The organism is Streptococcus sp. 27098_8_12, from assembly GCF_041432115.1.
GTDB lineage: Bacteria > Bacillota > Bacilli > Lactobacillales > Streptococcaceae > Streptococcus > Streptococcus parasanguinis_V.
On the sequence record NZ_JAPVZA010000011.1, the window covers coordinates 59,324 to 86,294 of the forward strand.

Consider the following 26,971-nt stretch of genomic DNA (forward strand, 5'->3'; position numbering starts at 1 on the left):
TGGATCCTCTTTTCTTTTTATTTGAGCAAGGCTCGAATTTTTATTGTTAATATCATACCATTCTATGGCAATTTGTCAATCATTTATTGGTAAATTATCAATGAACAGTAAGAAATGTTCGCTTTTAATGAAGTCGTTTTATTTTTTAAAATAGGTAATTCCCATCGCAGATTTTACTTCATCCAGTGTTTGAGCTGCTACATTTCGAGCGCGCTCACTTCCTTTTTCAAGAATAGAGTAGACCTCACCCATATCCTTTGCAAACTCAAGTCGTCTTTCACGAATTGGTCTTAATTCACGATCTAAAATTTCTAAAAGATATCGTTTGGTCTTTACATCACCAAGTCCACCACGTTGATAATGTTCTTTCATTTCTGCAATTTCAGCTACATCTTCTGGACGGCCAAATACATCCAGGTAATGAAATACCATATTGCCTTCGATTTTTCCTGGATCCTCTACTTTAATATGATCCGGATCGGTATACATACTCATCACTTTTTTCTTTAAAGTATCCGCATCATCAGCTAGGTAAATTCCATTATTCAATGATTTAGACATTTTAGCATTTCCATCTAAACCAGGTAAGCGCCCCGCTGCTTCATTTTCAGGATAAATTCCTTCCGGTTCCACCAAAGTATCTGTGTTGTATGCATGATTAAAGGAACGAACAATCTCACGAGTTTGCTCAATCATAGGCTTTTGATCATTTCCTACTGGAACAAAATTCGCTTTAAAGGCTGTGATATCGGCTGCTTGCGAAATAGGGTATACCAAAAATCCTGTAGGTATACTCTCACCAAAACCCTTTTGAGAAATCTCGGTTTTTACAGTTGGGTTTCTTTCAAGTCGCGCCAAAGATACAAGATTCATGTAATACATGGTCAATTCCGCTAATTCAGGAATCTGACTTTGAATGAAAATCGTAACTTTTTCAGGATCTAGTCCAGCTGCAAGATAATCCAAGGCAACATTACCAATAGATTCTACAATCGTTTTTGGATCTTTTGCATGGTCTGTCAAAGCTTGCTGGTCTGCTAGGAAAACAAACATATTATACTCGTCTTTATTTTGTAACAAGACGCGATTTTTTAAAGAACCTACATAGTGGCCAATATGGAGTTTTCCTGTTGGTCTATCTCCTGTCAGAATGATGGGTTTTGTCATACTCTTCTCCTTAATCGTTATTCCTATCATTATAGCACTTTCTAGTTGAAAATGTTAGTCTATCCTCTATGTTTGTAAGGAATTAACACTTTACTAAACTGTCAATTTAGTTTACATAGTTGTAAAAACAAATTGACAGTAAAAAAGTTGAATTTTCCCCTATTTTCTAGTAAAATGAAGACATTATAGAAAGAGGAGAAAATCATTGCTTACAGTATCAGACGTCTCACTACGTTTTAGTGATCGAAAATTGTTTGACGATGTCAATATCAACTTTACAGAAGGAAATACGTACGGTCTCATCGGTGCCAACGGTGCTGGAAAGTCAACCTTTTTAAAAATTTTAGCTGGAGATATTGAACCAACAACTGGTCATATTTCTCTTGGCCCTGATGAACGTTTGTCTGTTTTGCGTCAAAATCACTTTGACTACGAAGACGAGCGGGTCATCGATGTTGTCATTATGGGAAATGAAAAGCTCTACAACATTATGAAAGAGAAAGATGCTATCTACATGAAAGAAGATTTCTCTGATGAAGATGGTGTCCGTGCAGCTGAACTTGAAGGTGAATTTGCCGAACTTGGTGGATGGGAAGCAGAAAGTGAAGCATCTCAATTGCTTCAAAATCTAAATATTTCAGAAGACCTTCATTACCAAACTATGAGCGAGTTAGCCAATGGGGATAAAGTGAAAGTTCTCTTAGCTAAAGCCCTTTTTGGTAAACCAGATGTCCTTCTTTTGGACGAGCCGACCAATGGATTGGATATTCAATCCATTACCTGGTTAGAAGATTTTTTGATTGATTTTGAAAATACGGTTATCGTTGTATCCCATGACCGCCACTTTTTGAATAAAGTCTGCACCCATATGGCGGATCTTGACTTTGGAAAAATTAAACTTTACGTCGGAAACTATGATTTCTGGAAAGAATCTTCTGAACTTGCAGCAAAATTACAAGCAGATAGAAATGCAAAAGCTGAAGAAAAAATTAAACAATTACAAGAGTTTGTCGCGCGTTTCTCAGCCAACGCTTCAAAATCAAAACAAGCAACTTCGCGTAAAAAAATGCTTGACAAGATTGAACTTGAAGAAATTGTTCCCTCTAGTCGGAAGTACCCATTTATCAACTTTAAGGCAGAACGAGAAATTGGTAACGATCTCTTGACAGTTGAAAATCTTTCTGTCAAGATTGATGGAGAAAAAATCCTTGACAATATCAGCTTTATCTTACGTCCTGGTGACAAAACCGCCCTTATCGGACAGAACGATATTCAAACAACCGCTTTGATCCGTGCATTGATGGATGATATTGAATATGAAGGAACTGTCAAGTGGGGAGTTACAACTAGTCGATCATATCTACCAAAAGACAACAATCGTGATTTTGCAGGTGGTGAAAGTATTCTTGATTGGCTTCGTCAATTTGCAAGTAAAGAAGAAGATGACAATACTTTCCTTCGTGGTTTCTTAGGGCGTATGCTCTTTTCGGGTGACGAAGTTAACAAGTCTGTCAACGTCTTGTCAGGGGGAGAAAAAGTTCGTGTCATGTTGTCTAAATTGATGCTCCTCAAGTCAAATGTTCTTGTACTTGATGATCCAACCAATCACTTGGATTTGGAGTCTATCTCAAGTTTGAATGATGGATTGAAGAATTTTAAAGAATCGATTATCTTTGCTAGCCATGACCACGAATTCATTCAAACACTCGCCAACCATATTATCGTTCTTTCAAAAAACGGCGTAATCGATCGTATTGATGAAACCTATGATGAGTTTCTTGAAAATGAAGAAGTTCAAGCAAAAGTGAAAGAACTTTGGAGTCAATCATAAAAATAAAGAGCCCTGAAATCATTATTTCAGGCTCTTTCAGTAGAAATATATGAATAAAACAAAGCTAAAAACATCCCTTTTTATAGTATCTTCTTTCCTGATTCCAGCTATCATGATGTTCTTTATTTACCTCTCACAAGGAATCTACTGGAACAGTGATACATCCCCCTTATTAGGAGATGGTTATCATCAGTATGTCATTTTTGATACCACACTTCGAAATATTTTACATGGGACAGATAGCCTATTTTACAGTTTTCAAAGTGGATTAGGTATTAATTTCTATGCACTCAGTAGCTATTATCTAGGAAGTTTCTTTTCTCCTCTTGTCTACTTCTTTAATGCACAATCCATGCCGGATGCTGTTTACCTCATCACTCTTCTTAAATTTGGAGCTATTGGGTTAAGCACTTATATTAGTTTACATGGAATGTTTTCTAAAATTCCTAGATCCCTGGTTCTTACCCTTTCAACCTCATTTGCTCTTATGAGCTTTGCTATCAGCCAAATTGAAATCAAAACTTGGCTAGATGTTTTTATCCTAGCACCATTAATTCTCTATGGATTCAAAAAACTCATTTACAATGAGGGAGAGATTCTCTACTTTATCAGCTTAACCAGCTTGTTTATCCAAAATTATTATTTTGGGTTTATGATGTCTATTTTTCTTATTTTATGGTACTTGACACAACTGTCATGGGACATCAAAGGAATTGGAAAACGATTCTTTCATTTTGTGATTGTATCTCTTTTATCAGTTATAACAAGCCTTGTGATGTTATATCCAACCTTCTTAGATTTACGCACTCATGGAGAAAGTTTTTCAAAGGTTGACAGTATCTTTACAGAAAAAAGTTGGTATCTTGACGTATTTGCAAAAAATTTCATTGGAAGTTTTGACACTACTAAATATGGATCAATTCCAATGATCTACGTGGGATTATTTCCACTTCTTTTAGCGATTACCTTTTTCTTTGTAAAGTCGATCAAGTTTCACGTGAAACTTTCTTACTTTATACTCTTGACCATTCTTATTTTGAGTTTTCGTTTTCAATTATTAGATCTCCTTTGGCAAGGTATGCACGCGCCAAATATGTTTCTTCATCGATACTCTTGGATCTTTTCTTTGACGATTATTCTGATGGCAGGAGAAGTACTAAATCGAATAGAGGAGATCACTTGGATTCGTTTTAGTCTTGCTAATTTCCTCCTTATTCTAGGATTTGGAGCAACTGTCCTTTACAGCAGTCACTATAAATTTTTAGATGCAGTCAATTTCATTGTTACTTTTGAATTTTTAATTGCTTTCTATTTGGTCTGTTTAGGATTTATCCTAAAAAAGATACCGCCTAGACTTTTCTATCTTTCGATCCTGTTTTTCTCCATTTTTGAATTATCGGTGAATAGTTATTATCAAATGGAAGGAATAGCGAATGAATGGGTATTTGCTTCTCGATCATCCTACGAACGAGACTTAAAAGCCATCCAATCCTTAATAAGAGAGAAGACAGACTCTAATTATCGGACTGAGATTCTACAGCCGCAAACGGGCAATGATAGCATGAAGTATGGTTATAATGGAATTTCTCAATTTTCATCTGTACGAAATACGGATGCTAGCTCGACATTGGACAAACTTGGATTTAAATCTGAAGGAACCAACCTCAATCTTCGATACCAAAACAATTCTATTTTAATGGATAGTCTATTTGGTGTTCGCTATAATTTAAGCCAACAACCTGTTCAAAAATTTGGATTTAAAGAGATTGCAATCAAAAATGGAGTCTCACTTTCAGAAAACGAATATGCCTTACCAATCGCCTTTCTGTCAGCAAAACCTTATAAAAATACTTCCTTTACGAATTTGACACTGGATAATCAGACACGATTCATCCATCAAATCACGGATGAAAAATATAAATTTTATAAGAAATTAAATATTCTCTCGCCTACTTCACAAAATACTACATCTTCGTTGCAAACTGCAAAAATTGAAGAAGATAGTCATCTTTCCTACGCAAGTATTCAATATGAAGTAAGGGTTCCTGCTCATAGTCAACTGTATGTCAATGTTCCAAATTTACAATTTTCAAACGATGATCGAAAAGATATTGAAATCAGCTACAATGGACAGACCCAACGCTATACCATTGATAATGCCTTTCCATTCTTTTCGATTGGCCATTTTGACACAGAGGAAACAGTTACTATTCGTATGAGTTTTCCAGAAAATTCGACAGTCTCTTTTGATACACCAGAATTTTTTGCTCTGGATCTTGACCAATACACACAAGCTATCGCTAGCATTCGTCAGCAAGAAGTTGCTATTCACAAAAAGAAAAACAAATTGGTAGCAGCCTATAACGCAAATAGAGACACTACCCTTATTTTTACACTCCCTTATGATAAAGGCTGGTCAGCTAAACAAAATGGAAATCCTATCCAAATTCATCGCATCCAGAAAGGATTGATGGGAGTTCGTGTTTCAAAAGGATCCGGAACAGTCACCTTAACATTTGTTCCCCAAGGCTTCATTGAAGGACTCATTGCCTTTTTCGTTGGAATCATTCTCTTTTTCCTCTACGAATGGAGACAAATAAAAAGACGAAAAAGCTAAGGAATCTAACCATTGTTCACTTATAAATAAAAGGCTAGGATAGTCATTATCCTAGCCTTTTTCAAAACAAAAAAACACCCAAATGGGTGCTATACTAGCTCCGCCAGTAGGACTCGAACCTACGACATCATGATTAACAGTCATGCGCTACTACCAACTGAGCTATGGCGGAATGAGATATAGTCCGTACGGGATTCGAACCCGTGTTACCGCCGTGAAAAGGCGGTGTCTTAACCCCTTGACCAACGGACCATATATTCATTAACAGAACATATCCCATTATATCAAAATTTAACTAATTGTCAAGCACTAAATTCTAAATTTTGCTCTTCAATTAATTTTTTGGCACGTTTGATATTGCTTCTTGAGATTGGACAAGAATAGCCTTCTTTCAACAGTAGCTGTTTCTTTTTCTTATCCATTCCAATGATCATACTTCTATTCACGATAAAAGATTGATGGGGACTGAAATATCTCTCCTCCACATCTTTCTCCAAGACATCTGATAAACTTCCCGCAATTTCTTTTTGAAAATTTTTCCCAACTAAGTTTAATTTATAAGCAGAACCAACCGTTTCAATATAAAGAATATCCTTAAATGGAATTTTTATCTTTTTATCCTTAAAGTCATACTCAAAATAATCTGTCAAATCATCATTTCCAATTTGAATAGTTGTCAGGTACTCAATACACTCCTTTATTTTTAATCTAAATAAATCTTCATTCAAATTTTTATCAATAAAATCTAAGGCAGATACTTTATAACGATAGGTAATCGAAGCGAATTCTGATTTTGTAGTAATAAAAACAATAATGGCATAAGGATTTGCTTCTCGTATTTTTTGAGCAATTTCCAGCCCACAATACTCATTGTCTTGGATATGAATATCTAGAAAATATAATTGGTGGATATCCGAATGCTGGATATAATTTTCAAATTCCGAAATTTTACCGGTAGAAATCACTTCAAGTTTAATTTCTAATTCCTTAGCAATTTCTGCAATATGTTTTTCTACCCGTATCTGTTGAGAGAGCTCATCTTCTAATAAAAAAATCTTCATTCTTGTTCGTATCCTCCAATCTTCAAAACTTGTAAAAAACGATTTCCTTGCAATTCCGTTTCTAAAAACATCGTTCCATAATTTGCTAAGATTTTTCTCACATTATTTAATCCTAGTCCTCTATTTTCTCCTTTTGTCGAATAGCCTTCTTCATATATTTTTCTAATATCAAAAGTGATTTCATTTGTTGTATTATGAATCACTAAGTAAACAATTTTTGAAATAGAGAAAATAGCAATATGAACTTTCTTTTCTTCTGCTTCTTTTGAAGCTTCCAAAGCGTTTGTCACTAGAATCCCAACGATTCTCACGATATCTAATAAATCAACTGGTAGTTGCTCGATTGGTTCACTCGTTTCAAAGGTCATTTCTACCCCAGCATCTCTTGCATCCAACCAGCCTCGAATCAAAATACTTCGTAAAGCAGAATCTTTGATATTGACCAAGTTGAATCCTGATAATGCTTCTGTATTGATCTCTTTATAACCTTTTTCCAATACTTCTCTATGGATTCTCTGTATTTCTGGAATATTTTCTTCCTCAATAGCTAATGACATAGAAATAACTAAATTTCCCAAATCGTGACGAAATCCCCTAACAATAGAATAGAGACTTTGAATTTCAGCCATATACCGACTCATTTGTTGCTCAGAAAATTCTTTATACTCCAGTTCTAAATTTTTACGATACTGATCTCGCTCGATTTTCATATGGAATAAGCTGACTACAAAAGAGAAAAAACAAATCGTTGCCAACATACTCCCAAAATTTTTAAATTGCGCTTGTTCACTAATCCATAAAGCAAAATTAATCACTACAAATATAGCAAAATAGACACAGATGAGTCTCTTTAAATATTTTTCAAATTCTTGCTCATAAAAAGGAGTGAAATCAAATTCAAATAGGTCAATTAACTTCAAAATGATTCCTAAAGAAAGCAAACGAATACACATATTGTAGACAATCAAGTAAGCTGCTACTAAAGCATCTCCCAACACTGAAGAGACAATTATCGTCAGAAAAGTTGCTGTTCCTTCAACCGCTAAATAAGTAAAAAAAGAATAAAAAATGGCGCACAAGCGATTCGTCCGATTGGCATAATGATAATAAGGATATAAATAAATCGGCCATAAGAGCATATTTAAATCAGAGAGTCGAATATTTGAAAATAAAGTCACATCTAAAAATACTAAGAGACTTTCAAAAAGAAGAACAAAGGTGCTCAGCAGAAAGATAAATGCAAATTGATGTTCCTGATAGATTTTTTCGTCCACTAATGCAAACGTCAGAACAATGATCCCTCCCAAGAGAAAAGACAAGATTAATGACTGAATCACACAAACTCTCCCACTTTGTTTTTTCTATTTTATTATACTCTAGTATTATTATAAAAAAATAAAATTTTATATACAAAAAATTATAATATAAAATAGCCTAAAATTAAAGGGAATAGGTAAAATTGTAATGTTTTTGTTACATGAATGAAAACTATTTTACACAATTTATATAATCTACACTTTGCACTATATAGGGATTGTTAGTTCTTTTTTAAAATATTCCTAATAAATCATTTCATTACTATTTGTCTATAGTGAAGTATACAAAAATTAATAGATAATGAAAATTTATACATTTTTATATAAAAGAAAAGATGCAGCAAAAGCTGCATCTCTCATTTGATCCCAGCAGGATTCGAACCTGCGACCGTTCGCTTAGAAGGCGAATGCTCTATCCAGCTGAGCTATGAGACCGAACTTACTTCATTTTAGCAGAAAAAGGAAGGAGCGTCAAGGTTATTTATGGTAAGGACTCCCCTGTTGAATCATGAAAGCACGATAGATTTGTTCCACCAACACTAATTTCATCAACTGATGAGGAAGAGTTAATTGACCAAAGCTCATTAATAGATTTCCTCTTTTTTTCACTTCAGGAGACAGACCAAGACTGCCTCCAATAACAAAAGTAAGGTTTGAATAACCAGATGTCATAATCTGGTCAATCGTTTGACTAAATTTCTCTGAAGGAAATTGTTTTCCTTCGATGGCTAATACAATCACATATTCCTTATCTGAAATCTTAGAGAGAATTCGTTCCCCCTCTTTTTCAAGGATTTGTTGATTTTCGAGTTGACTGGCACGATCTGGAGTTTTTTCATCAACTAACTCAACCTGTTCTACTTTTGCAAATCGACCAAGCCTTTTAATATACTCCGCGATCCCATCTTTTAAGTATTTTTCTTTTAATTTTCCAACGGTTATCAATTTAATTTTCATTCCCTTATTGTAGCATAATTCTTCAATTCCACAAATAATCCACAGCTATAGAAAGGAAATCTATTCTATAAAGTCCTTTTTAAAGCCATTTCTCAACTAAATTCTACAACTTATCCACAATTTGTGGATAACTTTAGTTATTTAAGATATAATTAAGAAAGTTTTTCTATACTTTAGACAATTTGATATCCTTAGGAGGAAAATATGAAATCTTCATCTAATTTACTAAAAAAACTTGGAAACATAACCCTCATTTTCGTTGTAGGTTTTCTAGGTGGGATTCTTGGAACCTTTTTAACCTTACAAACCTCTCATTCTTCTACTTCAAATACTGAAAGTAAGCAAGTCCACTCAACCACTGTTAAAACAGCTTATAAAAATACAACCTCAACTAGTGAGGCCGTAGATAAGGTGAAAAATGCTGTAGTTTCTGTGATTACTTATTCTGATTCTTCGAATCAAGGGTTATTTGAAAAAGAAGAAAACTCTGACTCACAAATTTCTAGTGAAGGTTCTGGGGTCATTTATAAAAAAGAAGGAAAATATGCCTACCTTGTTACCAACACCCATGTAATCAATGGTGCTAAAAAAGTAGATATTCTTTTAGCAGATGGCAATAAAGTCCCCGGAGAAGTAGTTGGGTCAGATGTCTATTCTGATATTGCAGTCGTTCGCATTAGTGCGGATAAAGCAAAGGCAGTAGCTGAATTCGGAGATTCAAACCAATTAACAGTCGGTGAGACTGCAATTGCAATTGGTAGCCCTCTTGGAACTGATTATGCGAATTCTGTTACTCAAGGGATCATTTCTAGCCAAGGTCGCAATGTGAATTTGAAAGCTGATAATGGACAAAATATCTCTACACGCGCCTTACAAACAGACGCAGCCATCAACCCAGGGAACTCTGGAGGGCCATTAATCAATATTCAAGGACAAGTCATTGGGATTACCTCAAGTAAAATTTCAAATAATGGACAAACTTCAGTAGAAGGAATGGGATTTGCTATTCCTGCAAATGATGTTGTCAATATTATCAAACAGCTAGAAGAAAAAGGAAAAGTAGTTCGACCAGCTCTTGGAATCCAAATGATGGATTTATCCAACCTTTCAACTTCTGATTTAAGCCAATTAAAACTTCCTGAAAAAATCTCTGGAGGAGTACTGGTTCGTTCAACACTTGAAAATATGCCTGCTTCAGATAAATTGCAACGTTATGATGTCATCACAAAGATCGATGATACAGATATCGAGTCAACTGCAGATTTACAATCAGCCCTCTATTCTCACCAAATCAATGATACGATCAAGGTCACATTCTATCGTGATGGAAAACAACAAACAACTTCTATCAAGTTGACAAAATCAACTGAGGATCTGAGCGATTAACTTTCACTTTCTTGACATACTTGTAAACACACCTTTACGAATTTGTAAAGGTGTGTTATTCTATTCATAAGATGGAAAAATTAGAAAAAATAGCGGTAAAGGACATTCGAACCAATCCTTTCCAACCAAGAAAAGTATTTGATCAAGAAAAATTAGAAGAACTGGCTCAGTCAATCAAAGAAAATGGCTTAATTCAACCAATTATTGTCAGAAAATCTCCAATAATTGGTTTTGAATTGCTTGCAGGTGAAAGACGTTTTAGAGCTTCAAAAATTGCTGGATTAGAGCTTGTTCCTGCGATTATTAAAGAGTTAACAGATCAAGAAATGATGCGACAAGCCATTATTGAAAATCTTCAACGAGAAGATCTCAATCCAATTGAAGAAGCTATCTCCTACCAGAAGCTCGTTGATCATGGCTATAAGCACGACCAAATCGCTCAATTTATGGGGAAATCTAGACCCTATATCAGCAATATGCTTCGCTTGTTACATCTAGCTCCTTCTGTTCAAGAAGCAGTCATTCAAAATGATATTTCTTCGGCTCACGCGCGTGTTCTTGTTCCTCTTGATGAAGAAGAGCAGCGCTTTTGGTTGGAGCGAATCAAACAGGATCATTTAAATGTTCGAACATTAGAAAACAAGATCAGTTCAAGAAGAAAACAGAAAAATAAAAAAGCAAAAGAGAGCTTCCTACTAGAAGAGGAACAACGATTGAAAAAAATATTAGGAACAGATGTGACGATACACTCCTCTTCTCAAAATAAAGGAACTATCCAAATTTCTTTTTCCAGTCTTGATGAATACCAACGAATTATCAACAGCCTCAAATAAGGCTGTTATTTTTATTTTTTGTATTGACAAGCTTTTCCACTATAAAAATCTTTTGTAAGTAGCAGAAAAATAAGGATATTCTCTAGTTATCCCCACTTTGTGGATAACTTTTAAAAACAATGTGAATTTAAATCCACAACTTGTGGAAAAGTTTAAAACTATAATTTAATTTCATGAAATTTAGCCTGTGGAAAACTATTTTTGTTTGTGGTAGAATAGGAGTACATATGATTTGATACAATTCAAGAAAAGGAGGGAAGTCTGATAGTGTCACAAGAAGAGCAATTTTGGTCTCGTTTTTTAGAATTAGCCCAATTACAACTAAAAGATAGTGCCTATGATTTTTTTGTCGCCGATTCAAAATTAGTCAAAATCGATGGAGAGACGGCTACCATTTATCTTGATGGAAATTATAAAGAATTATTTTGGGAAACAAATCTAAAAAATGCTTTGATCACAGCCAGCTTTGAAGTCTACAATACAGATTTGAAGTTTCATTTCGTTTTTGAAGATACCGAAGAAATTCCTAGTAGTCATAGCGGTGAGAATAGGAGATTATCTTCAGGTAGCTTAACAACCGAACCGTTACCTAAAATTGATACAGGTCTGAAATCAAAGTACACCTTTGATAATTTTGTGCAAGGGGATGGAAATATTTGGGCGAAAGCAGCAGCGCTTGCAGTTTCTGAAAATCTTGCAACAACTTACAACCCTCTCTTTATCTATGGTGGACCAGGGCTTGGAAAGACTCACCTATTGAACGCAATTGGAAATCAAATCCTAGAAAATATTCCAAATGCACGGGTTAAGTATGTTCCAGCAGAAACCTTTATTAATGAATTTTTAGAACACCTTCGATTAGGAGAAATGAAGACGTTCAAGAATACCTATCGAAGTCTTGATCTCTTACTGATCGATGATATCCAGTCACTCGGCGGGAAAAAAGTCACGACTCAAGAGGAATTCTTTAATACCTTTAATGCCCTCCATAGCGACAACAAACAGATTGTTCTAACAAGCGATCGAAGTCCGGATCATTTAGATAGTCTTGAAGAGCGGCTGGTGACTCGTTTCAAATGGGGACTAACGCAAAATATAACACCACCTGATTTTGAAACTCGGATTGCCATCTTACGGAATAAAATTGAAGATCTAGACTATATTTTTCCTAATGACACACTAGAATATCTAGCTGGTCAGTTTGATTCAAATGTCCGAGACTTAGAAGGTGCCTTAAATGATATTTCTTTAATGGCGAAGGTGAAAAAACTAAAAGAAATTACGATCGATGTTGCAGCTGAAGCTATTCGAGCTCGTAAAAACGATAATAGCAAGACGCTTGTCATCCCCATTGAAAAAATTCAGGAAGCAGTTGGAGCCTTTTATGGAGTCAGTGTAAAAGAAATCAAAGGTTCTAGAAGAGTTCAGAATATTGTCCTAGCACGACAAGTGGCCATGTATCTTTCAAGAGAGATGACGGACAACTCACTTCCTCGAATCGGAAAAGAATTCGGTGGAAAAGACCACACGACTGTCATTCATGCTTATGAAAAAATTAAAAGTATGGTCGACACAGATGATAATCTACGACTCGAAATTCAAAGTATCAAGAAAAAGTTAAATTAATCTGTGGATAACTTCCTCTAAACTTCTAGGGGTTATGCACAATTTTTAAACAAGTAACTTTTTAAGTTATAGATAGGATTCTGAGAGTTTTCCACAACTTCCACACAACCTACTATTACTATTAACTTACTAATCATAAAATAAATAAAAGGAATGACCATGATAAATTTCTCTATTAACAAAACTTTATTTTTACAAGCACTAAATACTACCAAAAGAGCGATCAGTTCAAAAAATGCTATCCCAATCCTTTCCACGATTAAAATTGATGTCACTCCAGAAGGAGTTGCCTTATCTGGATCGAATGGCCAAATTTCAATTGAAAACTTTATTTCTATCAAAGATGAAAATGCTGGTTTATTGGTGACCTCTCCAGGTTCTATTTTATTGGAAGCAACTTTCTTTATTAATGTGGTTTCAAGTTTACCAGATGTTACTTTAGATTTTAAAGAGATTGAACAAAAACAGGTTCTTTTAACAAGTGGAAAATCAGAAATTACACTTAAAGGAAAAGATGCAGATCAATATCCACGTATTCAAGAAATTGCTGCAAGTAATCCATTAGTTTTGGAAACAAAATTATTAAAACAATTAATTAATGAAACAGCATTTGCAGCAAGTGTACAAGAAAGTCGGCCAATTTTGACAGGTGTTCACTTTGTTCTATCAGATAATAAAGAGCTAAAAACAGTAGCAACAGACTCTCATCGTATGAGTCAAAAAGTGATTACACTGGAGAAAAATGGAGACAACTTTGATGTTGTCATCCCAAGTCGCTCTCTTCGTGAATTCACCTCTGTTTTTTCTGATGATATTGAAACAGTTGAGGTTTTCTTTGCTAACAATCAAATTCTCTTTAGAAGTGAACACATTAGTTTCTATACCCGTTTGCTAGAAGGAAATTATCCTGATACAGACCGTCTCATTCCAACAGAATTCAATACAGAGGCAACCTTCAATGTGGCTAACCTTCGATTTGCAATGGAGCGTGCTCGTCTTCTTTCAAATGCGACTCAAAACGGTACGGTTAAATTAGAGTTCAAAAATGGAGTGGTTTCTTCCCACGTTCATTCACCAGAAGTTGGGCGAGTAAATGAAGAGATCGATACGAGCGCCGTTTCAGGAGAGGATTTGTCTATTAGCTTTAATCCAACTTATTTGATTGAAGCGCTCAAAGCTATTGACAGTGAACAAGTTGTTATTCGTTTTATTTCTTCTGTTAGACCGTTTACATTGGTTCCAGAAGGAAATGAACAAGGGTTCATTCAATTGATTACGCCAGTTCGCACAAATTAACAAAGGTGAATCATGTATACGTTAGGTGATTTTGTAGAAATGAAAAAGCCCCATGCTTGTGTGATTAAAGAAACAGGCAAGAAGGCAAATCGTTGGGAAATTACGCGACTTGGTGCAGACATAAAAATCAAGTGTAGCAATTGTGATCATGTGGTCATGATGAGTCGCCATGATTTTGAACAGAAAATGAAGAAAGTACTATAAAAGGTTCAGTCACTTATGTGACCGAACCTTTTCAATTATTTTAATTCTTCAAATTTTCCATTTTTAACTTCTTTGAAACCACCCTGTTTCATCATATCAAAAGTTGATTTGAAGCTGATATAGTCGACTTTTTTATCTTTTTGTGTCGTTACTAATTTCTTTTCAATTAGCTGATCTAAGTCTGCCTTTTCATAATTTAGTGTTGTTTTTTCAACCATATAATCATCTTTGTATTCAGCAGAATGTGTGAATCCTTTGACATCTTTGTATTCTTCATCATATTTATCGATCATTTCCTTTAATTGATCTTTCGTAACTCCCGCCTCTTTGTAATAAATAGTAGTGGTGGTTTGGTTACTGATCGCTTTATCACCTTTATGTTCTAGTGTAATACGAACATCTGTTTTCTTTTCTTGGTTGATTGCCTGAAGATAGGATTTTTGAACAGATTGTTGTCCACAAGCTCCAAGAAGAAAGAGAGTAAAGATAGCAATTAAAGAAAGAAAAATAGATTTCCATGTTTGTTTTTTCATCTGAAAAACTCCTTTGTTCATTGTTAAATATAGTATACCATTTTTATCTTTTTAGAACGTTACAGTTTGATGAAAAAATCTAGTTTCAAAGGTGATGAAATATTTCATTTTTCATCACTTGTCTTTTGAATTATGTTATAATAAAAGAGATTGAAATTTGAACGGAGAAAAAGAAAAATGGCATTAACAGCAGGTATCGTTGGCTTACCAAATGTTGGTAAATCAACCCTATTTAACGCAATTACAAAAGCAGGAGCAGAGGCCGCAAACTATCCCTTTGCAACCATTGATCCAAACGTCGGGATGGTAGAAGTTCCAGATGAACGCCTCCAAAAATTGACGGAAATGATTACTCCTAAGAAGACAGTTCCGACTACTTTTGAATTTACAGATATTGCTGGGATTGTGAAAGGAGCTTCTAAAGGGGAAGGACTTGGTAATAAATTCTTGGCCAACATCCGTGAAGTAGATGCCATTGTCCATGTAGTGCGTGCTTTTGATGATGAAAATGTCATGCGGGAGCAAGGTCGTGAAGATGCCTTTGTTGATCCACTGGCAGATATTGATACCATCAATTTAGAATTAATTTTAGCCGACTTAGAGTCTGTCAATAAACGCTATGCGCGTGTAGAAAAAATCGCTCGTACACAAAAAGATAAGGATTCTGTTGCGGAATTTAATGTTCTACAAAAAATCAAACCAGTTCTTGAAGATGGTAAATCAGCTCGGACCATTGAATTCACGGAGGAAGAACAAAAAGTGGTGAAAGGACTTTTCCTTTTGACTACCAAACCAGTTCTTTATGTAGCCAATGTGGATGAAGATGTTGTTGCAGATCCAGATTCTATTGACTATGTGAAGCAAATTCGTGACTTTGCGGCAACAGAGAACGCGGAAGTCGTGGTGATTTCTGCGCGTGCTGAGGAAGAAATTTCTGAGCTAGATGATGCAGATAAACAAGAATTTTTAGAGGCGATTGGCCTAACAGAGTCTGGAGTTGATAAACTTACGCGTGCAGCTTATCACTTGTTGGGACTTGGCACTTATTTCACAGCTGGTGAAAAAGAAGTGCGTGCTTGGACCTTCAAACGTGGCATGAAAGCTCCTCAAGCAGCTGGAATCATCCACTCTGATTTTGAAAAAGGATTTATTCGTGCCGTGACCATGTCCTATGATGATTTGGTCAAATACGGTTCTGAAAAGGCTGTAAAAGAAGCGGGACGCTTGCGCGAAGAAGGAAAAGAATATGTTGTCCAAGATGGGGACATCATGGAATTTCGTTTTAATGTATAAGAGAGTTAAAAAAATGTAAAGGTTGGAAAAAATATTTCCAACCCTTTTAGTGTTTTGAAAGGAAAGAGATGACGAAATTAATTGTTGGATTGGGAAATCCGGGTGATAAGTATTTTGAAACCAAACACAATGTAGGCTTTATGTTAGTTGATCAAATGGCAAAGTCTTTAAATCTTACTTTCTCCCATGATAAGATTTTTCAAGCTGATATCGCCTCAACATTTTTAAATGGAGAAAAGGTCTATTTTGTAAAGCCGACTACTTTCATGAATGAGAGTGGAAAAGCAGTCCATGCCCTTCTGACTTATTATGGTCTGGATATTGAAGATCTTTTGGTTATTTACGATGATTTAGATATGGAAGTTGGCAAGATTCGTCTTCGAGCTAAAGGATCAGCTGGAGGTCATAACGGAATCAAATCGATTATCAATCATATTGGAACTCAGACTTTTTATCGAATTAAGATTGGAATTGGAAGACCTAAGCAGGGCATGTCAGTTGTTCATCATGTCTTAGGAAAATTTGATAAAGACGATTACATCACCATTCTACAAACAATTGATCGAGTAGAAGAAGCGGTTAACGATTACTTGGTAGAAGAAAATTTTGAAAGAAGCATGCAGAAATACAACGGGTAAGTAGATGAATGTAATTGATTTAGTGAGTCAAAACTCCAACCTTCTATCCTGGCAACAAGGTTTGCAAAAAAATAATAGGGAATTGATCTTAGGATTGTCTGCGACCACAAAGGCTATTGTAATGGCTTCAGCCTTTGATTCTATTGAAAAAGCAGTCCTCATTACTTCCAGTTATAACGAAGCAGAACGATTGGCCAGTGATTTTATTGCTTTACTTGGAGAAGAGAAAGTCCATACATTTTTGGGAGATGATAACCCTTTAGCAGAATTTGTTTTTGCTTCACAAGAAAGGCAATTTGCACGATTAGAGGCTTTGAACTTTTTATGTCAAGAGGATCGTCAAGGTATCCTTGTGACCAATGTGAGTGGTATCAAACTACTATTACCTTCTCCTAAAGTTTTTGTATCTAGCATTTTTAAATTGAAGGTTGGTCAAGAAATAGACTTAACTACTCTGAGTGAAACATTACAGAAAATCGGCTATCAAAAAGTGGGCCAGGTTTTGCAACAAGGTGAGTTCAGTCTACGAGGAGATATTTTAGATATCTTTGAGATCGACCAACTCCAACCTTATCGGATTGAATTTTTCGGAGATGAGATTGATGGGATCCGAATCTTTGACCCAGAAAGCCAGCGTTCTGTTGAAAATGTCGAAGAAATTCAACTGAAAGCAGTGAGTGATCTATTATTGCAAGAGGAAGATTTCATCCGTGGTCAGAAGCAAATCGAACAATTGCAAGAACAGAGCGCGAATGAAGAATTTAAATCTTATCTAGCAGAAATTTTAGGAGATATTTCTCAAAGAAAACTCCATCCAGATCTTAGAAAATTTATTAGTTTCTTTTATGAGAAACAATATACATTATTTGATTATCTCCCTAAACATACTCCTGTCTTTCTGGATGATTATCAAAAAATAGCCGATCAAATAGCGAGATTTGAACTAGATACAGCTAATCTCTTGACGGAAGATTTACATAAAAATAGAGCTTCTTCTCGCCAAGTTTATTTTGCAGACACCAGTACAATATTACGAAAATATACACCTGCAACTTATTTTTCAAACTTTCAAAAAGGATTGGGAAATCTGAAGTTTGATCATTTGTATCAATTTAATCAATACCCAATGCAGGAGTTTTTTGGACAATTTGATTTACTAAAAGAGGAAATTGAACGGTATCGAAAATCAAACTATACAGTTATTGTCCAAGCAAGTTCTCACCACAATCTTCAACAGCTCCATAAAAATTTAGAAGAGTATGGAATTCGATTAGATTATATCGATGGGGATGCGATCATCCCTCAAGCTAGTCAATTAATTGTTGGAGGACTAGCTCACGGTTTTCAATTTGTTGATGAAAAAATTGTCTACATTACAGAATCAGAGATTTATCAGAAAAAGATCAAGCGAAAGATTCGCAGGCAAAATATTTCCAATGCAGAACGTCTAAAAAATTATAATGAACTGGAAAAAGGGGACTATGTTGTTCACCAAGTTCATGGTATTGGTCAATATTTGGGAATTGAAACGATTGAAATTTCGGGTGTCCATCGTGATTATGTCTCCATTCAATATCAAAATGGAGATCGCATCTCGATTCCTGTCGATCAGATTCAGATGTTGTCCAAATACGTTGCAAGTGATGGAAAAACGCCAAAAATTAACAAATTAAACGATGGTCGTTTCCAAAAAACGAAGCAAAAGGTTCAGACCCAGGTGGAGGATATTGCGGATGATTTGATAAAACTCTATGCAGAGCGTAGTCAATTAGAAGGTTTTGCTTATTCTTCAGATGACGAAAATCAAGAAGCTTTTGAACAAGATTTTCCATATATTGAAACAGATGATCAGTTGCACTCCATTGAAGAAATCAAAAAAGATATGGAATCGAATCGTCCGATGGACCGACTGCTGGTTGGAGACGTTGGTTTTGGGAAAACAGAGGTTGCTATGCGAGCAGCCTTTAAGGCAGTAAATGATCATAAACAAGTAGCAGTGTTGGTTCCTACGACTGTTCTTGCCCAACAACATTATGCCAATTTTAAGGAGCGTTTTGAAGCTTTTGCGGTAGAAGTTGCTGTTTTAAGTCGTTTCCAGAGTAAGGCGGAGCAGAAGGAAACGCTTGAAAAATTAAGAAAAGGACGAGTGGATATTATTATTGGAACTCACCGGTTATTGTCTAAAGATGTCGTCTTTTCAGACTTGGGCTTGATTGTGATCGATGAAGAGCAACGTTTTGGAGTAAAGCACAAAGAAACCTTGAAAGAATTGAAAAAAAAGGTGGATGTGCTTACCTTGACAGCTACCCCTATTCCCCGGACGCTCCATATGTCTATGCTAGGAATTCGAGATTTGTCTGTCATTGAAACACCTCCAACTAATCGGTATCCTGTGCAAACTTTTGTACTAGAGACTAATCCAACTATTATTCGAGATGCTGTGTTGCGGGAAATAGATCGTGGAGGTCAAGTGTACTATCTTTACAATAAGGTAGATACGATTGAGCAAAAAGTATCCGAGTTAAAAGAGTTGATTCCAGAAGCTTCTATAGGTTTTGTTCATGGTCAAATGAGTGAAGTTCGCCTGGAAAATACCTTGTTGGATTTCATTAATGGCGAATACGATGTTTTAGTGACGACAACCATTATTGAGACAGGTGTAGATATTCCAAACACCAATACACTTTTTATTGAAAATGCGGATCATATGGGACTTTCAACTCTTTATCAACTAAGAGGTCGTGTGGGACGAAGCAACCGAATCGCTTATGCTTATTTGATGTATCGTCCAGACAAATCTCTTACAGAAGTGTCTGAAAAACGTTTAGAAGCTATTAAAGGTTTTACTGAGTTGGGGTCTGGATTTAAAATTGCTATGCGAGATCTATCGATCCGTGGAGCAGGGAATATTCTTGGAGCTTCTCAATCTGGTTTCATCGATTCAGTTGGTTTTGAAATGTATTCTCAATTGTTAGAAGAAGCTATTGCTAAGAAACAAGGCCAAGAGCATCGCAGGCAAAAGAGTAATGCAGAGTTGAACCTTCAAATAGATGCGTATTTACCTAATGAATATATTTCAGATCAACGTCAAAAAATTGAAATTTACAAACAAATTCGTGAAATGAATTCTGCAAGTGACTATGAATACTTGCAAGATGAATTGATTGATCGTTTTGGAGAATACCCAGATGTTGTCGCTTATCTACTTGAAATTGGTTTAGTGAAAGCTTACTTGGATCAAGTATTTGTTCGTTTGGTGGAGAGAAAACAACAAAAATTGACAGTGAAATTTGAACCTATTGCCAAACAACTGTTTTTAACACAGGATTATTTCAAAGCTCTGTCAATGACACAGTTGAAGGCACAGATTGCTGAAGAAAAGGGATTAATTGAAGTAATCTTTGATATTCGAAACAAGAAAGATTTTGAAATTTTAGAAGCTCTGAAGCAATTTGGTCAAACCTTATTGGAAATTAAACAGGAAAAAGAAGAGAACTAGCAGTTCTTAGCTCATTTTTCGCATTTTATGTATAAAAAATGATACAATACTATGTTAGAGGTGACAGTATGAGATTAGATAAATATTTGAAAGTTTCTCGCATTATTAAGCGTCGCCCTGTTGCAAAGGAAGTTGCAGATAAAGGGCGAATCAAAGTTAATGGAGTATTAGCCAAAAGTTCAACGGATTTGAAAGTGAATGATCAAATCGAAGTTCGTTTTGGAAATAAAGTATTGACGGTTAAAGTCTTGGAAATGTTGGATAGTACCAAAAAAGAAGATGCATCCAAAATGTACGAAATCATTAGTGAAACAAGGATAGAAGAAGATGCCTAAAAATATCGTTCAAATGAACAATAAATATATCAAAGACGAAAGTCAGCGAAAACGTTTTTTAGAAGAAGAAAGAAAAAAACGTAATCGTTTTATGGGACTCGTCTTGATATTGGTCATGTTACTATTTATTCTTCCAACTTATAATTTAGCCCAGAGCTATCAATCGCTACAAGATAAAAAAGAACAATACAAACAGTTGGAAAAAGAGTATAAAGAAACAAGTGAACAAAAAGAATACCAACAAGACATCGCTAAAAAATTAAAAGACGATGATTATGCAACAAAATATGCACGCGCTAAGTATTCTTTTTCAAAAGATGGTGAATATGTTTATACCATCCCAGATTTACTCCCCCAATAACCGATGGAAAATATCTTACAAACAGTTAAACAATTCCTTGAATTTTCGGATGAAAAATTAGAGGAATTAAAAAAGAAAAACCAAATGATCAAACTTCAAAAGGATGAAAAGGAAAGGAATACAGGTGTCTAAACGATTTCTGCTCCTATTGTTAGTTCCAATTTTATTTATTGGGTCTCAAGCAGCGAGTGTTGAGCAGTCTGAGTCTTCTCAGACAATGGCTCATCCATCAGAACTTTATTTTTCTTCAATTCCAGCAAACCCTAATGTCTATCGCAAAATTTCTATTTTCTCTGATCCTCAGTTGAAAAAAATACAAGGAGAAATTCTTCCAAATTCACCGTTTACAATCGAACAACTCTTTGTAAATGATGAAGGGAAAGCTGTATTTAAAATAGCAGAGAAAGGGTATGTATTAGCAGATTCTTCTGTCATTTTTTCTGATGTTGTACAAGAAACACAAGAAAAAAAACAAGACATGTGGCTAAAACCTGGTTTTAAAGTGTACGACCGCCCCTTAATAAATGGTGCAAAAGAAAAAAATACACCTCTTTCTCCTTATACCAAAGTGACAGTCTTACGTACAGCTAAGACTTTACGAGATGAGTTTGTGGAGATTGAAGGTCAGGGCTGGGTGAACAAAGCATTCGTCACTGAAAAAGATAATCGAATGGAAAAAGTCCAGGACTTGTTAAATAGTAAATACAATTCTCCTTCGTATGGAATCTATGTAAAACAATTAGCGACTGGAAATACTGCTGGAATAAATCCGCAAAAAGAAATGTATTCTGCCAGTGTAACGAAATTACCATACTTGTACTATGTCCAAGAACAGCTCAATAAAAAAGCTATTTCTCCATCTACAACCTACAAGTATATTCCAGAAGTCAATGACTTTAAAGGTGGTTATGAACCAGAAGGAAGTGGTAGCCTTTCAAAGACAGCAGATGGTAAGGAATATAGTGTCCAAGAATTAGTAGATAAGATTGCAAAAGAATCCGATAATGTTGGCCATAATATCTTGAATTATTATGTCACTCATCAATCAGATCAAGATTTCCAAAAAACTTTGGATAAAATTGCAAAAAAACATTGGGATGTTGAAAAAAGAGAAGCATCCGCTGAAATGGCTGGCAATGTCATGGAGGCTGTCTATCAACAGAATGGCTCAATTATTGATGCGCTCTCCTCTACAAAATTCGATGATCAACGGATTGCGCGTGACCTTCCAGTAAAAGTTGCTCATAAAATTGGAGATGCCTATGATTTTAGACATGATGTTGCAATTGTATATACAAATTCACCCTATGTAATAGCCATTTTTACAGATCATTCGAATTATGATACGATTTCCAACATTTCAAAGGATATCTATGAGGTATTGAAATAATGGAAAAGCGATTTTTAGAGTTTTGTGAAAAACAAGATCTATTTACTCCCCATCGCCGTGTTTTGGTTGCCTTATCTGGTGGATTGGATTCAATGAATCTGTATGAACTTTTATATAAGAATAAAGAACGATTGAAAATCCATCTGGTAATTGCTCATGTCAATCATGGACAAAGACCAGAATCAGATTTAGAAGAGAGTGAACTTCGAACGCTAGCTGATAGGCGAGAGACACGTATCCATGTGGCTCACTATTCGGGTGATTTTACAGAAGCAAAAGCTCGTACCTTTCGTTATGATTTTTTTAAACAGATTATGGAGAAAGAGGATTGCACCGCTTTAGTAACAGGTCATCATGCAAACGATCAAGCTGAAACAACTTTCATGCGCTTGATACGAGGAACTAAATTGCGTCACTTAAGTGGCATTCCTGTACGCCAACCATTTGGCAAGGGTGAATTAATCCGTCCTTTATTGAGTTTTACCAAAGATGAGTTGATGGAAATCCCTCACTTTGAAGATAGTAGCAATGACTCACAGGACTATTTTCGTAATCGTGTACGCCATCAATACCTTCCGGAATTTGAAAAAGAAAATCCTCAAATGCAAGTAAGTCTTCGTTATTTAGCAGAGGAAGTGACTCATTGGCACCAAGCACTGAAAGAATTGACTAGCGAGTTAAGCATTCAAGATTTAGCTTCTTTTAGAACATATTCTGATTCTGTACAATCATTCTTATTAGAAGAGTATCTGGCACAATTTCCAGATTTGCAACTTGGTAGGGTACAGTTTCAAGAATTATTAAATTTACTGCGAAAAAAAAGAAATTGCGTCCATTATTTAAAGTCGAATTATGAACTACATCAAGAATATGATTTCTTTGAAATACAAAAAATCAGTCAAAAGTCGGATGACCACCCCCTCCCATTTTTGTTAGAATTTGGGAATATCTTTGAAATTGCAAATTATAAACTATCTTTTGGACAACCATTAATAGGGGAAAATGTAGAAATTCTTTCTGTTTCACGCGAAACTCCCATCTTAATTAGAGGGAGAAAGGAAGGAGATCAGCTGCTTGTTAATGGCCACCATCAAAAATTAAGACGGTGGTTTATCAACCATAAAATTCCAATTTCTCTTCGGCAAAAGGCTCTCATTATAGAACAAAATCATAATATTCTTTCTGTAGTGGGATTGGTAACGAGTGATTTGAGTAAGCTCTCAAAAAGTGGTATAATGAAAGATAGTCTTTATATTCAAAAAATAGATAGGTAAAAACATGTTAGAAAAAGATATAAAAAAAGTATTGGTTTCACATGATGAAATTGTAGAAGCAGCAAAGAAATTGGGTGAAACCCTAACAAAAGAGTACCAAGGAAAAAATCCAATTTTTGTTGGAATTTTGAAAGGTTCTGTTCCATTTATGGCAGAGTTGATCAACCACGTGGATACACATATTGAATTGGATTTTATGCTGGTTTCAAGTTATCATGGTGGTACAGCAAGCTCAGGTATTATTAATATTATCAAGGATATCGACCAAGATATTACTGGTAGAGATATTTTATTTGTAGAAGATATTATCGATACAGGTAAAACCCTCAAGAGTCTAAAAGAACTCTTTGAAGAACGAAATGCAGCATCTGTGAAGATTGCTACCTTACTGGATAAACCTGAAGGACGTTTGGTTGAGATTGAAGCAGATTATACTTGCTTTACCATTCCAAATGAGTTTGTTGTAGGATATGGTTTAGACTATGATGAAAATTATCGTAACCTACCCTATGTTGGTGTATTAAAAGAGGAAGTGTACTCAAAATAGAGGAGACTAGATGAATAACAGAAAAAATAACGGTTTTGTTCGAAATCCATTTCTGTATTTGTTGATTATTGTAGCGGCTGTGACAGGATTCCAGTACTTTTTTGCGGGTAATGGGGTTGGTCAAAGTCAGCAAATCAACTACACAGAATTGGTTAAAGAAATTAAAAATGATAATGTAAAAACGATCAGTTACCAACCAAATGGTAGTGTGATTGAAATTGCAGGGACCTATAATAAAGCTAAAGAATCAAAAGATGATACGGGAATTCAATTTTTTACCCCAAGTGTTCAAAAAGTATCTCGCTTTACTAGTGTCATCCTTCCATCAGATATCACCGTCAATGAATTACAAAAATTAGCAGCTGACCACAAAGCAGAAATCACCATCAAGCGTGAGAGCTCAAGTGGCATGTGGATAACAATTCTCACTTCAATTGTTCCATTTGTTATCGTCATGTTCTTCTTCTTCTCAATGATGAACCAAGGCGGTGGCGGAGGTGCCAGAGGTGCCATGAACTTTGGTCGTAATAAAGCCCGCGCTGCTAATAAAGAAGATATTAAAGTTCGTTTTTCAGATGTAGCAGGAGCTGAAGAAGAAAAACAAGAACTTGTTGAAGTTGTTGAATTTTTAAAAGATCCAAAACGCTTTACTAAATTAGGTGCAAGAATCCCAGCAGGTGTGCTTCTTGAAGGCCCTCCCGGAACTGGTAAAACCCTTTTAGCAAAAGCAGTAGCTGGTGAAGCTGGAGTGCCATTCTTCAGTATCTCTGGTTCTGACTTCGTTGAAATGTTTGTCGGAGTCGGTGCTAGCCGGGTTCGTTCACTTTTTGAAGATGCTAAAAAAGCAGCACCAGCCATTATCTTTATCGATGAAATTGATGCTGTTGGGCGCCAACGTGGTGTAGGTCTTGGTGGCGGAAATGATGAACGTGAACAAACCCTTAACCAGCTCTTGATTGAGATGGATGGTTTTGAAGGTAACGAAGGAATCATTGTTATCGCAGCAACTAACCGTTCGGATGTCCTTGACCCTGCCCTTCTTCGTCCGGGACGTTTTGACCGTAAAGTTTTGGTTGGGCGACCAGATGTGAAAGGTCGTGAAGCGATTCTTCGTGTTCATGCTAAGAACAAACCACTCGCTCCAGATGTGGACTTGAAATTGGTTGCTCAACAAACACCAGGATTTGTCGGAGCTGATCTCGAAAATGTTTTGAACGAAGCAGCCTTGGTTGCAGCTCGTCGAAATAAAAAAGTAATTGATGCTGCTGATATCGATGAAGCAGAAGATCGTGTTATTGCAGGTCCATCTAAGAAAGATCGGACGATTTCACAAAAAGAACGTGAAATGGTTGCTTATCACGAAGCTGGTCATACAATCGTTGGTCTGGTCTTATCAAATGCTCGTGTAGTTCATAAAGTTACAATTGTTCCGCGTGGTCGCGCAGGCGGTTACATGATTGCCCTTCCTAAAGAAGATCAAATGTTACTTTCTAAAGAGGACATGAAAGAACAACTAGCTGGACTCATGGGAGGACGTGTTGCCGAAGAAATTATTTTCAATTCGCAAACAACAGGTGCTTCAAATGACTTTGAACAAGCAACCCAAATGGCGCGTGCAATGGTGACAGAATATGGTATGAGTGAAAAACTTGGACCGGTCCAATATGAAGGAAATCATGCGATGTTTGGTGCTCAAAGCCCACAAAAAATGATTTCAGAACAAACAGCTTACGAAATTGATGAAGAAGTTCGTGGTTTGTTGAATGAAGCCCGTAATAAAGCAGCAGAAATTATTCAAGGAAATAGAGAAACGCATAAATTAATTGCGGAAGCTCTATTAAAATATGAAACCTTGGATAGTGTTCAAATTAAATCATTATATGAAACAGGAAAAATGCCTGAAAATTCAGAGCATGAATTAGAAGAAGAAGCAAAACCTCTATCATATGATGAAATTAAGTCAAAATTAGAAGAAAACAACTAATTCAAAAGAAGGAAAATATTTCCTTCTTTTTTTATTAAAAAAGTGTTGACAGAGTAAAAATATTCTGTATAATAGAATATGTTGTAAAAATGGTCCGTTGGTCAAGGGGTTAAGACACCGCCTTTTCACGGCGGTAACACGGGTTCGAATCCCGTACGGACTATCGATGAACTGTCACCAAGTGGCAGTTTTTTTGTGTATTTGGACAAAATAGTTAAAAATAATAACCAAATAGTTAAAAAAACGTGCAGAATAGAAAAAAAGTCCAATGGGCTTCTTTATTTTTATAAAATACAGATAAAAGTAAAGGAGAGCTTATGGAATTTAATAAAATGTATCAAAAAGTAAAATATATCGTAAGAAAATGTGAAAAAGAGTATTATATTCAATTATGGGAAAAGGATGATTGGGAACAAGAAGGTCAGATAACTCTGTTTGAACTTTATCAAAAAAATCCTGAAATTGAAACAAATGATGAATTACTTTATACATATTTCAAAACAAAATTTAGAAATCATATTAAAGATAAAATAAGACAACAAGAAAGTGATAAGAGAAAAATTAATAGACTTCCATATATTGAAATCGGAGAAATTAGTCACAGAATTTCATCAAGAAAAATATATTTGGATGAGCTGGTTGTTCTGAGAGATGCATTAAAACGTTTTAAAGAAAAATTAACCATAAAAGAAAAAGAACAATATGAAGCATTGCTAGCAAACAGAAGATGTCTAGGAAAAACAAAAATGAAAAAAAAATTAGAGAACTATCTAAAGGATTTTAAAAATTCAATTTAAGAACTAAAAGTTGACAGTGTATAAAT

Annotated in this window: 23 protein-coding genes and 4 tRNA genes; 19 read left to right on the forward strand and 8 right to left on the reverse strand. The window is 35.4% G+C overall.

The genetic code is table 11. From position 1 onward, the window contains the following. Nucleotides 1–138 precede the first annotated feature (138 nt). Nucleotides 139–1,167 carry a tryptophan--tRNA ligase gene (gene trpS, locus O3629_RS05965; RefSeq protein WP_049486041.1) on the reverse strand — a complete coding sequence of 343 codons (1,029 nt, stop codon included), beginning with the start codon at nucleotides 1,165–1,167 and terminating at the stop codon, nucleotides 139–141. A gap of 205 nt (nucleotides 1,168–1,372) precedes the next feature. On the opposite strand from trpS, the gene O3629_RS05970 reads away from it, so the two are divergent. Both O3629_RS05970 and O3629_RS05975 read left to right on the forward strand, forming a co-directional pair. After that, nucleotides 1,373–2,998, forward strand: coding sequence for an ATP-binding cassette domain-containing protein (locus O3629_RS05970; RefSeq protein WP_201037402.1), 1,626 nt, complete (start codon nucleotides 1,373–1,375; stop codon nucleotides 2,996–2,998). Between the two features lie 49 nt (nucleotides 2,999–3,047). Then, nucleotides 3,048–5,615 carry a YfhO family protein gene (locus O3629_RS05975; protein WP_118227718.1) on the forward strand — a complete coding sequence of 856 codons (2,568 nt, stop codon included), beginning with the start codon at nucleotides 3,048–3,050 and terminating at the stop codon, nucleotides 5,613–5,615. Between the two features lie 98 nt (nucleotides 5,616–5,713). Here O3629_RS05975 and O3629_RS05980 read toward each other — a convergent pair. From O3629_RS05980 to rlmH, 6 genes are all read right to left on the reverse strand, one after another. Beyond that, a tRNA-Asn gene (locus tag O3629_RS05980) sits at nucleotides 5,714–5,787 on the reverse strand. 8 nt (nucleotides 5,788–5,795) lie between these two features. Then, a tRNA-Glu gene (locus O3629_RS05985) sits at nucleotides 5,796–5,867 on the reverse strand. Between the two features lie 50 nt (nucleotides 5,868–5,917). Continuing rightward, a complete protein-coding gene (locus tag O3629_RS05990; RefSeq protein ID WP_003009229.1) occupies nucleotides 5,918–6,676 on the reverse strand; it encodes a response regulator transcription factor in 759 nt (252 codons plus the stop codon). Then, nucleotides 6,673–8,013, reverse strand: a complete 1,341-nt coding sequence (locus tag O3629_RS05995; protein WP_118227717.1) for a GHKL domain-containing protein — start codon at nucleotides 8,011–8,013, stop codon at nucleotides 6,673–6,675. The genes O3629_RS05990 and O3629_RS05995 overlap by 4 nt, the downstream gene beginning before the upstream one ends. 340 nt (nucleotides 8,014–8,353) lie before the next feature. Further along, nucleotides 8,354–8,427: transfer RNA gene (locus tag O3629_RS06000), tRNA-Arg, on the reverse strand. A gap of 42 nt (nucleotides 8,428–8,469) precedes the next feature. Continuing rightward, nucleotides 8,470–8,949 (reverse strand): 23S rRNA (pseudouridine(1915)-N(3))-methyltransferase RlmH, encoded by a 480-nt coding sequence (gene rlmH, locus O3629_RS06005; protein WP_003009233.1) that lies wholly within the window; start codon nucleotides 8,947–8,949, stop codon nucleotides 8,470–8,472. Nucleotides 8,950–9,153: 204 nt separating this feature from the next. Between rlmH and O3629_RS06010 the strand changes: the two genes are divergently transcribed. The 5 genes from O3629_RS06010 (at nucleotide 9,154) to O3629_RS06030 (ending at nucleotide 14,294) form a co-directional block, all read left to right on the forward strand. Further along, a complete protein-coding gene (locus O3629_RS06010) occupies nucleotides 9,154–10,335 on the forward strand; it encodes a S1C family serine protease (protein ID WP_023920001.1) in 1,182 nt (393 codons plus the stop codon). A gap of 71 nt (nucleotides 10,336–10,406) precedes the next feature. Then, complete coding sequence (locus O3629_RS06015; RefSeq protein WP_150906770.1) at nucleotides 10,407–11,168, forward strand: ParB/RepB/Spo0J family partition protein; 762 nt, start codon at nucleotides 10,407–10,409, stop codon at nucleotides 11,166–11,168. Between the two features lie 267 nt (nucleotides 11,169–11,435). Then, entirely contained in the window at nucleotides 11,436–12,794 is a 1,359-nt protein-coding gene (gene dnaA, locus O3629_RS06020) for a chromosomal replication initiator protein DnaA (protein ID WP_031574821.1), read from the forward strand. A 159-nt stretch (nucleotides 12,795–12,953) separates the two neighbouring features. Beyond that, nucleotides 12,954–14,090 (forward strand): DNA polymerase III subunit beta, encoded by a 1,137-nt coding sequence (dnaN, locus tag O3629_RS06025; RefSeq protein ID WP_021154169.1) that lies wholly within the window; start codon nucleotides 12,954–12,956, stop codon nucleotides 14,088–14,090. Between the two features lie 12 nt (nucleotides 14,091–14,102). Continuing rightward, on the forward strand, nucleotides 14,103–14,294 hold the full coding sequence (locus tag O3629_RS06030) for a DUF951 domain-containing protein (protein WP_003002008.1): 192 nt from the start codon (nucleotides 14,103–14,105) through the stop codon (nucleotides 14,292–14,294). A 35-nt stretch (nucleotides 14,295–14,329) separates the two neighbouring features. Here O3629_RS06030 and O3629_RS06035 read toward each other — a convergent pair whose 3' ends face one another. Continuing rightward, nucleotides 14,330–14,827, reverse strand: a complete 498-nt coding sequence (locus O3629_RS06035) for a DUF1307 domain-containing protein (RefSeq protein ID WP_031574824.1) — start codon at nucleotides 14,825–14,827, stop codon at nucleotides 14,330–14,332. Nucleotides 14,828–15,004: 177 nt separating this feature from the next. Between O3629_RS06035 and ychF the strand changes: the two genes are divergently transcribed. From ychF to O3629_RS06095, 12 genes are all read left to right on the forward strand, one after another. Continuing rightward, complete coding sequence (gene ychF, locus O3629_RS06040) at nucleotides 15,005–16,120, forward strand: redox-regulated ATPase YchF (protein ID WP_003009244.1); 1,116 nt, start codon at nucleotides 15,005–15,007, stop codon at nucleotides 16,118–16,120. A 68-nt stretch (nucleotides 16,121–16,188) separates the two neighbouring features. Beyond that, on the forward strand, nucleotides 16,189–16,758 hold the full coding sequence (gene pth, locus O3629_RS06045) for an aminoacyl-tRNA hydrolase (RefSeq protein ID WP_003009246.1): 570 nt from the start codon (nucleotides 16,189–16,191) through the stop codon (nucleotides 16,756–16,758). 4 nt (nucleotides 16,759–16,762) lie between these two features. Then, nucleotides 16,763–20,257, forward strand: a complete 3,495-nt coding sequence (mfd, locus tag O3629_RS06050) for a transcription-repair coupling factor (protein WP_371608882.1) — start codon at nucleotides 16,763–16,765, stop codon at nucleotides 20,255–20,257. Nucleotides 20,258–20,325: 68 nt separating this feature from the next. After that, the gene (locus O3629_RS06055; protein ID WP_003002258.1) at nucleotides 20,326–20,592 is read left to right on the forward strand and encodes an RNA-binding S4 domain-containing protein; all 267 of its coding nucleotides are present in this window, start codon (nucleotides 20,326–20,328) and stop codon (nucleotides 20,590–20,592) included. Next, nucleotides 20,585–20,953: a septum formation initiator family protein gene (locus O3629_RS06060; protein WP_003010764.1), complete on the forward strand. Its 369-nt coding sequence runs from the start codon at nucleotides 20,585–20,587 to the stop codon at nucleotides 20,951–20,953. The genes O3629_RS06055 and O3629_RS06060 overlap by 8 nt, the downstream gene beginning before the upstream one ends. Before the next feature lie 3 nt (nucleotides 20,954–20,956). Further along, nucleotides 20,957–21,085 (forward strand): SP_0009 family protein, encoded by a 129-nt coding sequence (locus tag O3629_RS06065; protein ID WP_003009253.1) that lies wholly within the window; start codon nucleotides 20,957–20,959, stop codon nucleotides 21,083–21,085. Next, the gene (locus tag O3629_RS06070) at nucleotides 21,057–22,343 is read left to right on the forward strand and encodes a serine hydrolase (RefSeq protein ID WP_371608883.1); all 1,287 of its coding nucleotides are present in this window, start codon (nucleotides 21,057–21,059) and stop codon (nucleotides 22,341–22,343) included. Before O3629_RS06065 ends, O3629_RS06070 begins: the two co-directional genes overlap by 29 nt. Then, nucleotides 22,343–23,617 carry a tRNA lysidine(34) synthetase TilS gene (tilS, locus tag O3629_RS06075; protein WP_371608884.1) on the forward strand — a complete coding sequence of 425 codons (1,275 nt, stop codon included), beginning with the start codon at nucleotides 22,343–22,345 and terminating at the stop codon, nucleotides 23,615–23,617. The genes O3629_RS06070 and tilS overlap by 1 nt, the downstream gene beginning before the upstream one ends. 4 nt (nucleotides 23,618–23,621) lie before the next feature. Further along, nucleotides 23,622–24,164, forward strand: a complete 543-nt coding sequence (gene hpt / locus O3629_RS06080; protein ID WP_003018402.1) for a hypoxanthine phosphoribosyltransferase — start codon at nucleotides 23,622–23,624, stop codon at nucleotides 24,162–24,164. A gap of 10 nt (nucleotides 24,165–24,174) precedes the next feature. After that, nucleotides 24,175–26,148: an ATP-dependent zinc metalloprotease FtsH gene (ftsH, locus tag O3629_RS06085; RefSeq protein ID WP_070464840.1), complete on the forward strand. Its 1,974-nt coding sequence runs from the start codon at nucleotides 24,175–24,177 to the stop codon at nucleotides 26,146–26,148. A 91-nt stretch (nucleotides 26,149–26,239) separates the two neighbouring features. Next, nucleotides 26,240–26,311 (forward strand) — tRNA-Glu (locus tag O3629_RS06090). 154 nt (nucleotides 26,312–26,465) lie between these two features. Then, a complete protein-coding gene (locus tag O3629_RS06095; RefSeq protein ID WP_371608885.1) occupies nucleotides 26,466–26,945 on the forward strand; it encodes a sigma-70 family RNA polymerase sigma factor in 480 nt (159 codons plus the stop codon). The last annotated feature ends 26 nt before the right edge of the window (nucleotides 26,946–26,971 follow it).

Bases quoted from the DNA above. Each gene is read 5' to 3' on its own strand.
- dnaN (WP_021154169.1), top strand. From the start codon at position 12,954: ATGATAAATTTCTCTATTAACAAAACTTTATTTTTACAAGCACTAAAT.
- hpt (WP_003018402.1), top strand. From the start codon at position 23,622: ATGTTAGAAAAAGATATAAAAAAAGTATTGGTTTCACATGATGAAATT.
- rlmH (WP_003009233.1), bottom strand. From the start codon at position 8,949: ATGAAAATTAAATTGATAACCGTTGGAAAATTAAAAGAAAAATACTTA.
- O3629_RS06035 (WP_031574824.1), bottom strand. From the start codon at position 14,827: ATGAAAAAACAAACATGGAAATCTATTTTTCTTTCTTTAATTGCTATC.
- ftsH (WP_070464840.1), top strand. From the start codon at position 24,175: ATGAATAACAGAAAAAATAACGGTTTTGTTCGAAATCCATTTCTGTAT.
- tilS (WP_371608884.1), top strand. From the start codon at position 22,343: ATGGAAAAGCGATTTTTAGAGTTTTGTGAAAAACAAGATCTATTTACT.
- O3629_RS06095 (WP_371608885.1), top strand. From the start codon at position 26,466: ATGGAATTTAATAAAATGTATCAAAAAGTAAAATATATCGTAAGAAAA.
- O3629_RS06065 (WP_003009253.1), top strand. From the start codon at position 20,957: ATGGAAAATATCTTACAAACAGTTAAACAATTCCTTGAATTTTCGGAT.
- ychF (WP_003009244.1), top strand. From the start codon at position 15,005: ATGGCATTAACAGCAGGTATCGTTGGCTTACCAAATGTTGGTAAATCA.
- O3629_RS06060 (WP_003010764.1), top strand. From the start codon at position 20,585: ATGCCTAAAAATATCGTTCAAATGAACAATAAATATATCAAAGACGAA.
- O3629_RS05975 (WP_118227718.1), top strand. From the start codon at position 3,048: ATGAATAAAACAAAGCTAAAAACATCCCTTTTTATAGTATCTTCTTTC.
- O3629_RS06015 (WP_150906770.1), top strand. From the start codon at position 10,407: ATGGAAAAATTAGAAAAAATAGCGGTAAAGGACATTCGAACCAATCCT.
- O3629_RS06010 (WP_023920001.1), top strand. From the start codon at position 9,154: ATGAAATCTTCATCTAATTTACTAAAAAAACTTGGAAACATAACCCTC.
- O3629_RS05990 (WP_003009229.1), bottom strand. From the start codon at position 6,676: ATGAAGATTTTTTTATTAGAAGATGAGCTCTCTCAACAGATACGGGTA.
- O3629_RS06070 (WP_371608883.1), top strand. From the start codon at position 21,057: ATGAAAAGGAAAGGAATACAGGTGTCTAAACGATTTCTGCTCCTATTG.
- O3629_RS06055 (WP_003002258.1), top strand. From the start codon at position 20,326: ATGAGATTAGATAAATATTTGAAAGTTTCTCGCATTATTAAGCGTCGC.
- O3629_RS06030 (WP_003002008.1), top strand. From the start codon at position 14,103: ATGTATACGTTAGGTGATTTTGTAGAAATGAAAAAGCCCCATGCTTGT.
- pth (WP_003009246.1), top strand. From the start codon at position 16,189: ATGACGAAATTAATTGTTGGATTGGGAAATCCGGGTGATAAGTATTTT.
- trpS (WP_049486041.1), bottom strand. From the start codon at position 1,167: ATGACAAAACCCATCATTCTGACAGGAGATAGACCAACAGGAAAACTC.
- mfd (WP_371608882.1), top strand. From the start codon at position 16,763: ATGAATGTAATTGATTTAGTGAGTCAAAACTCCAACCTTCTATCCTGG.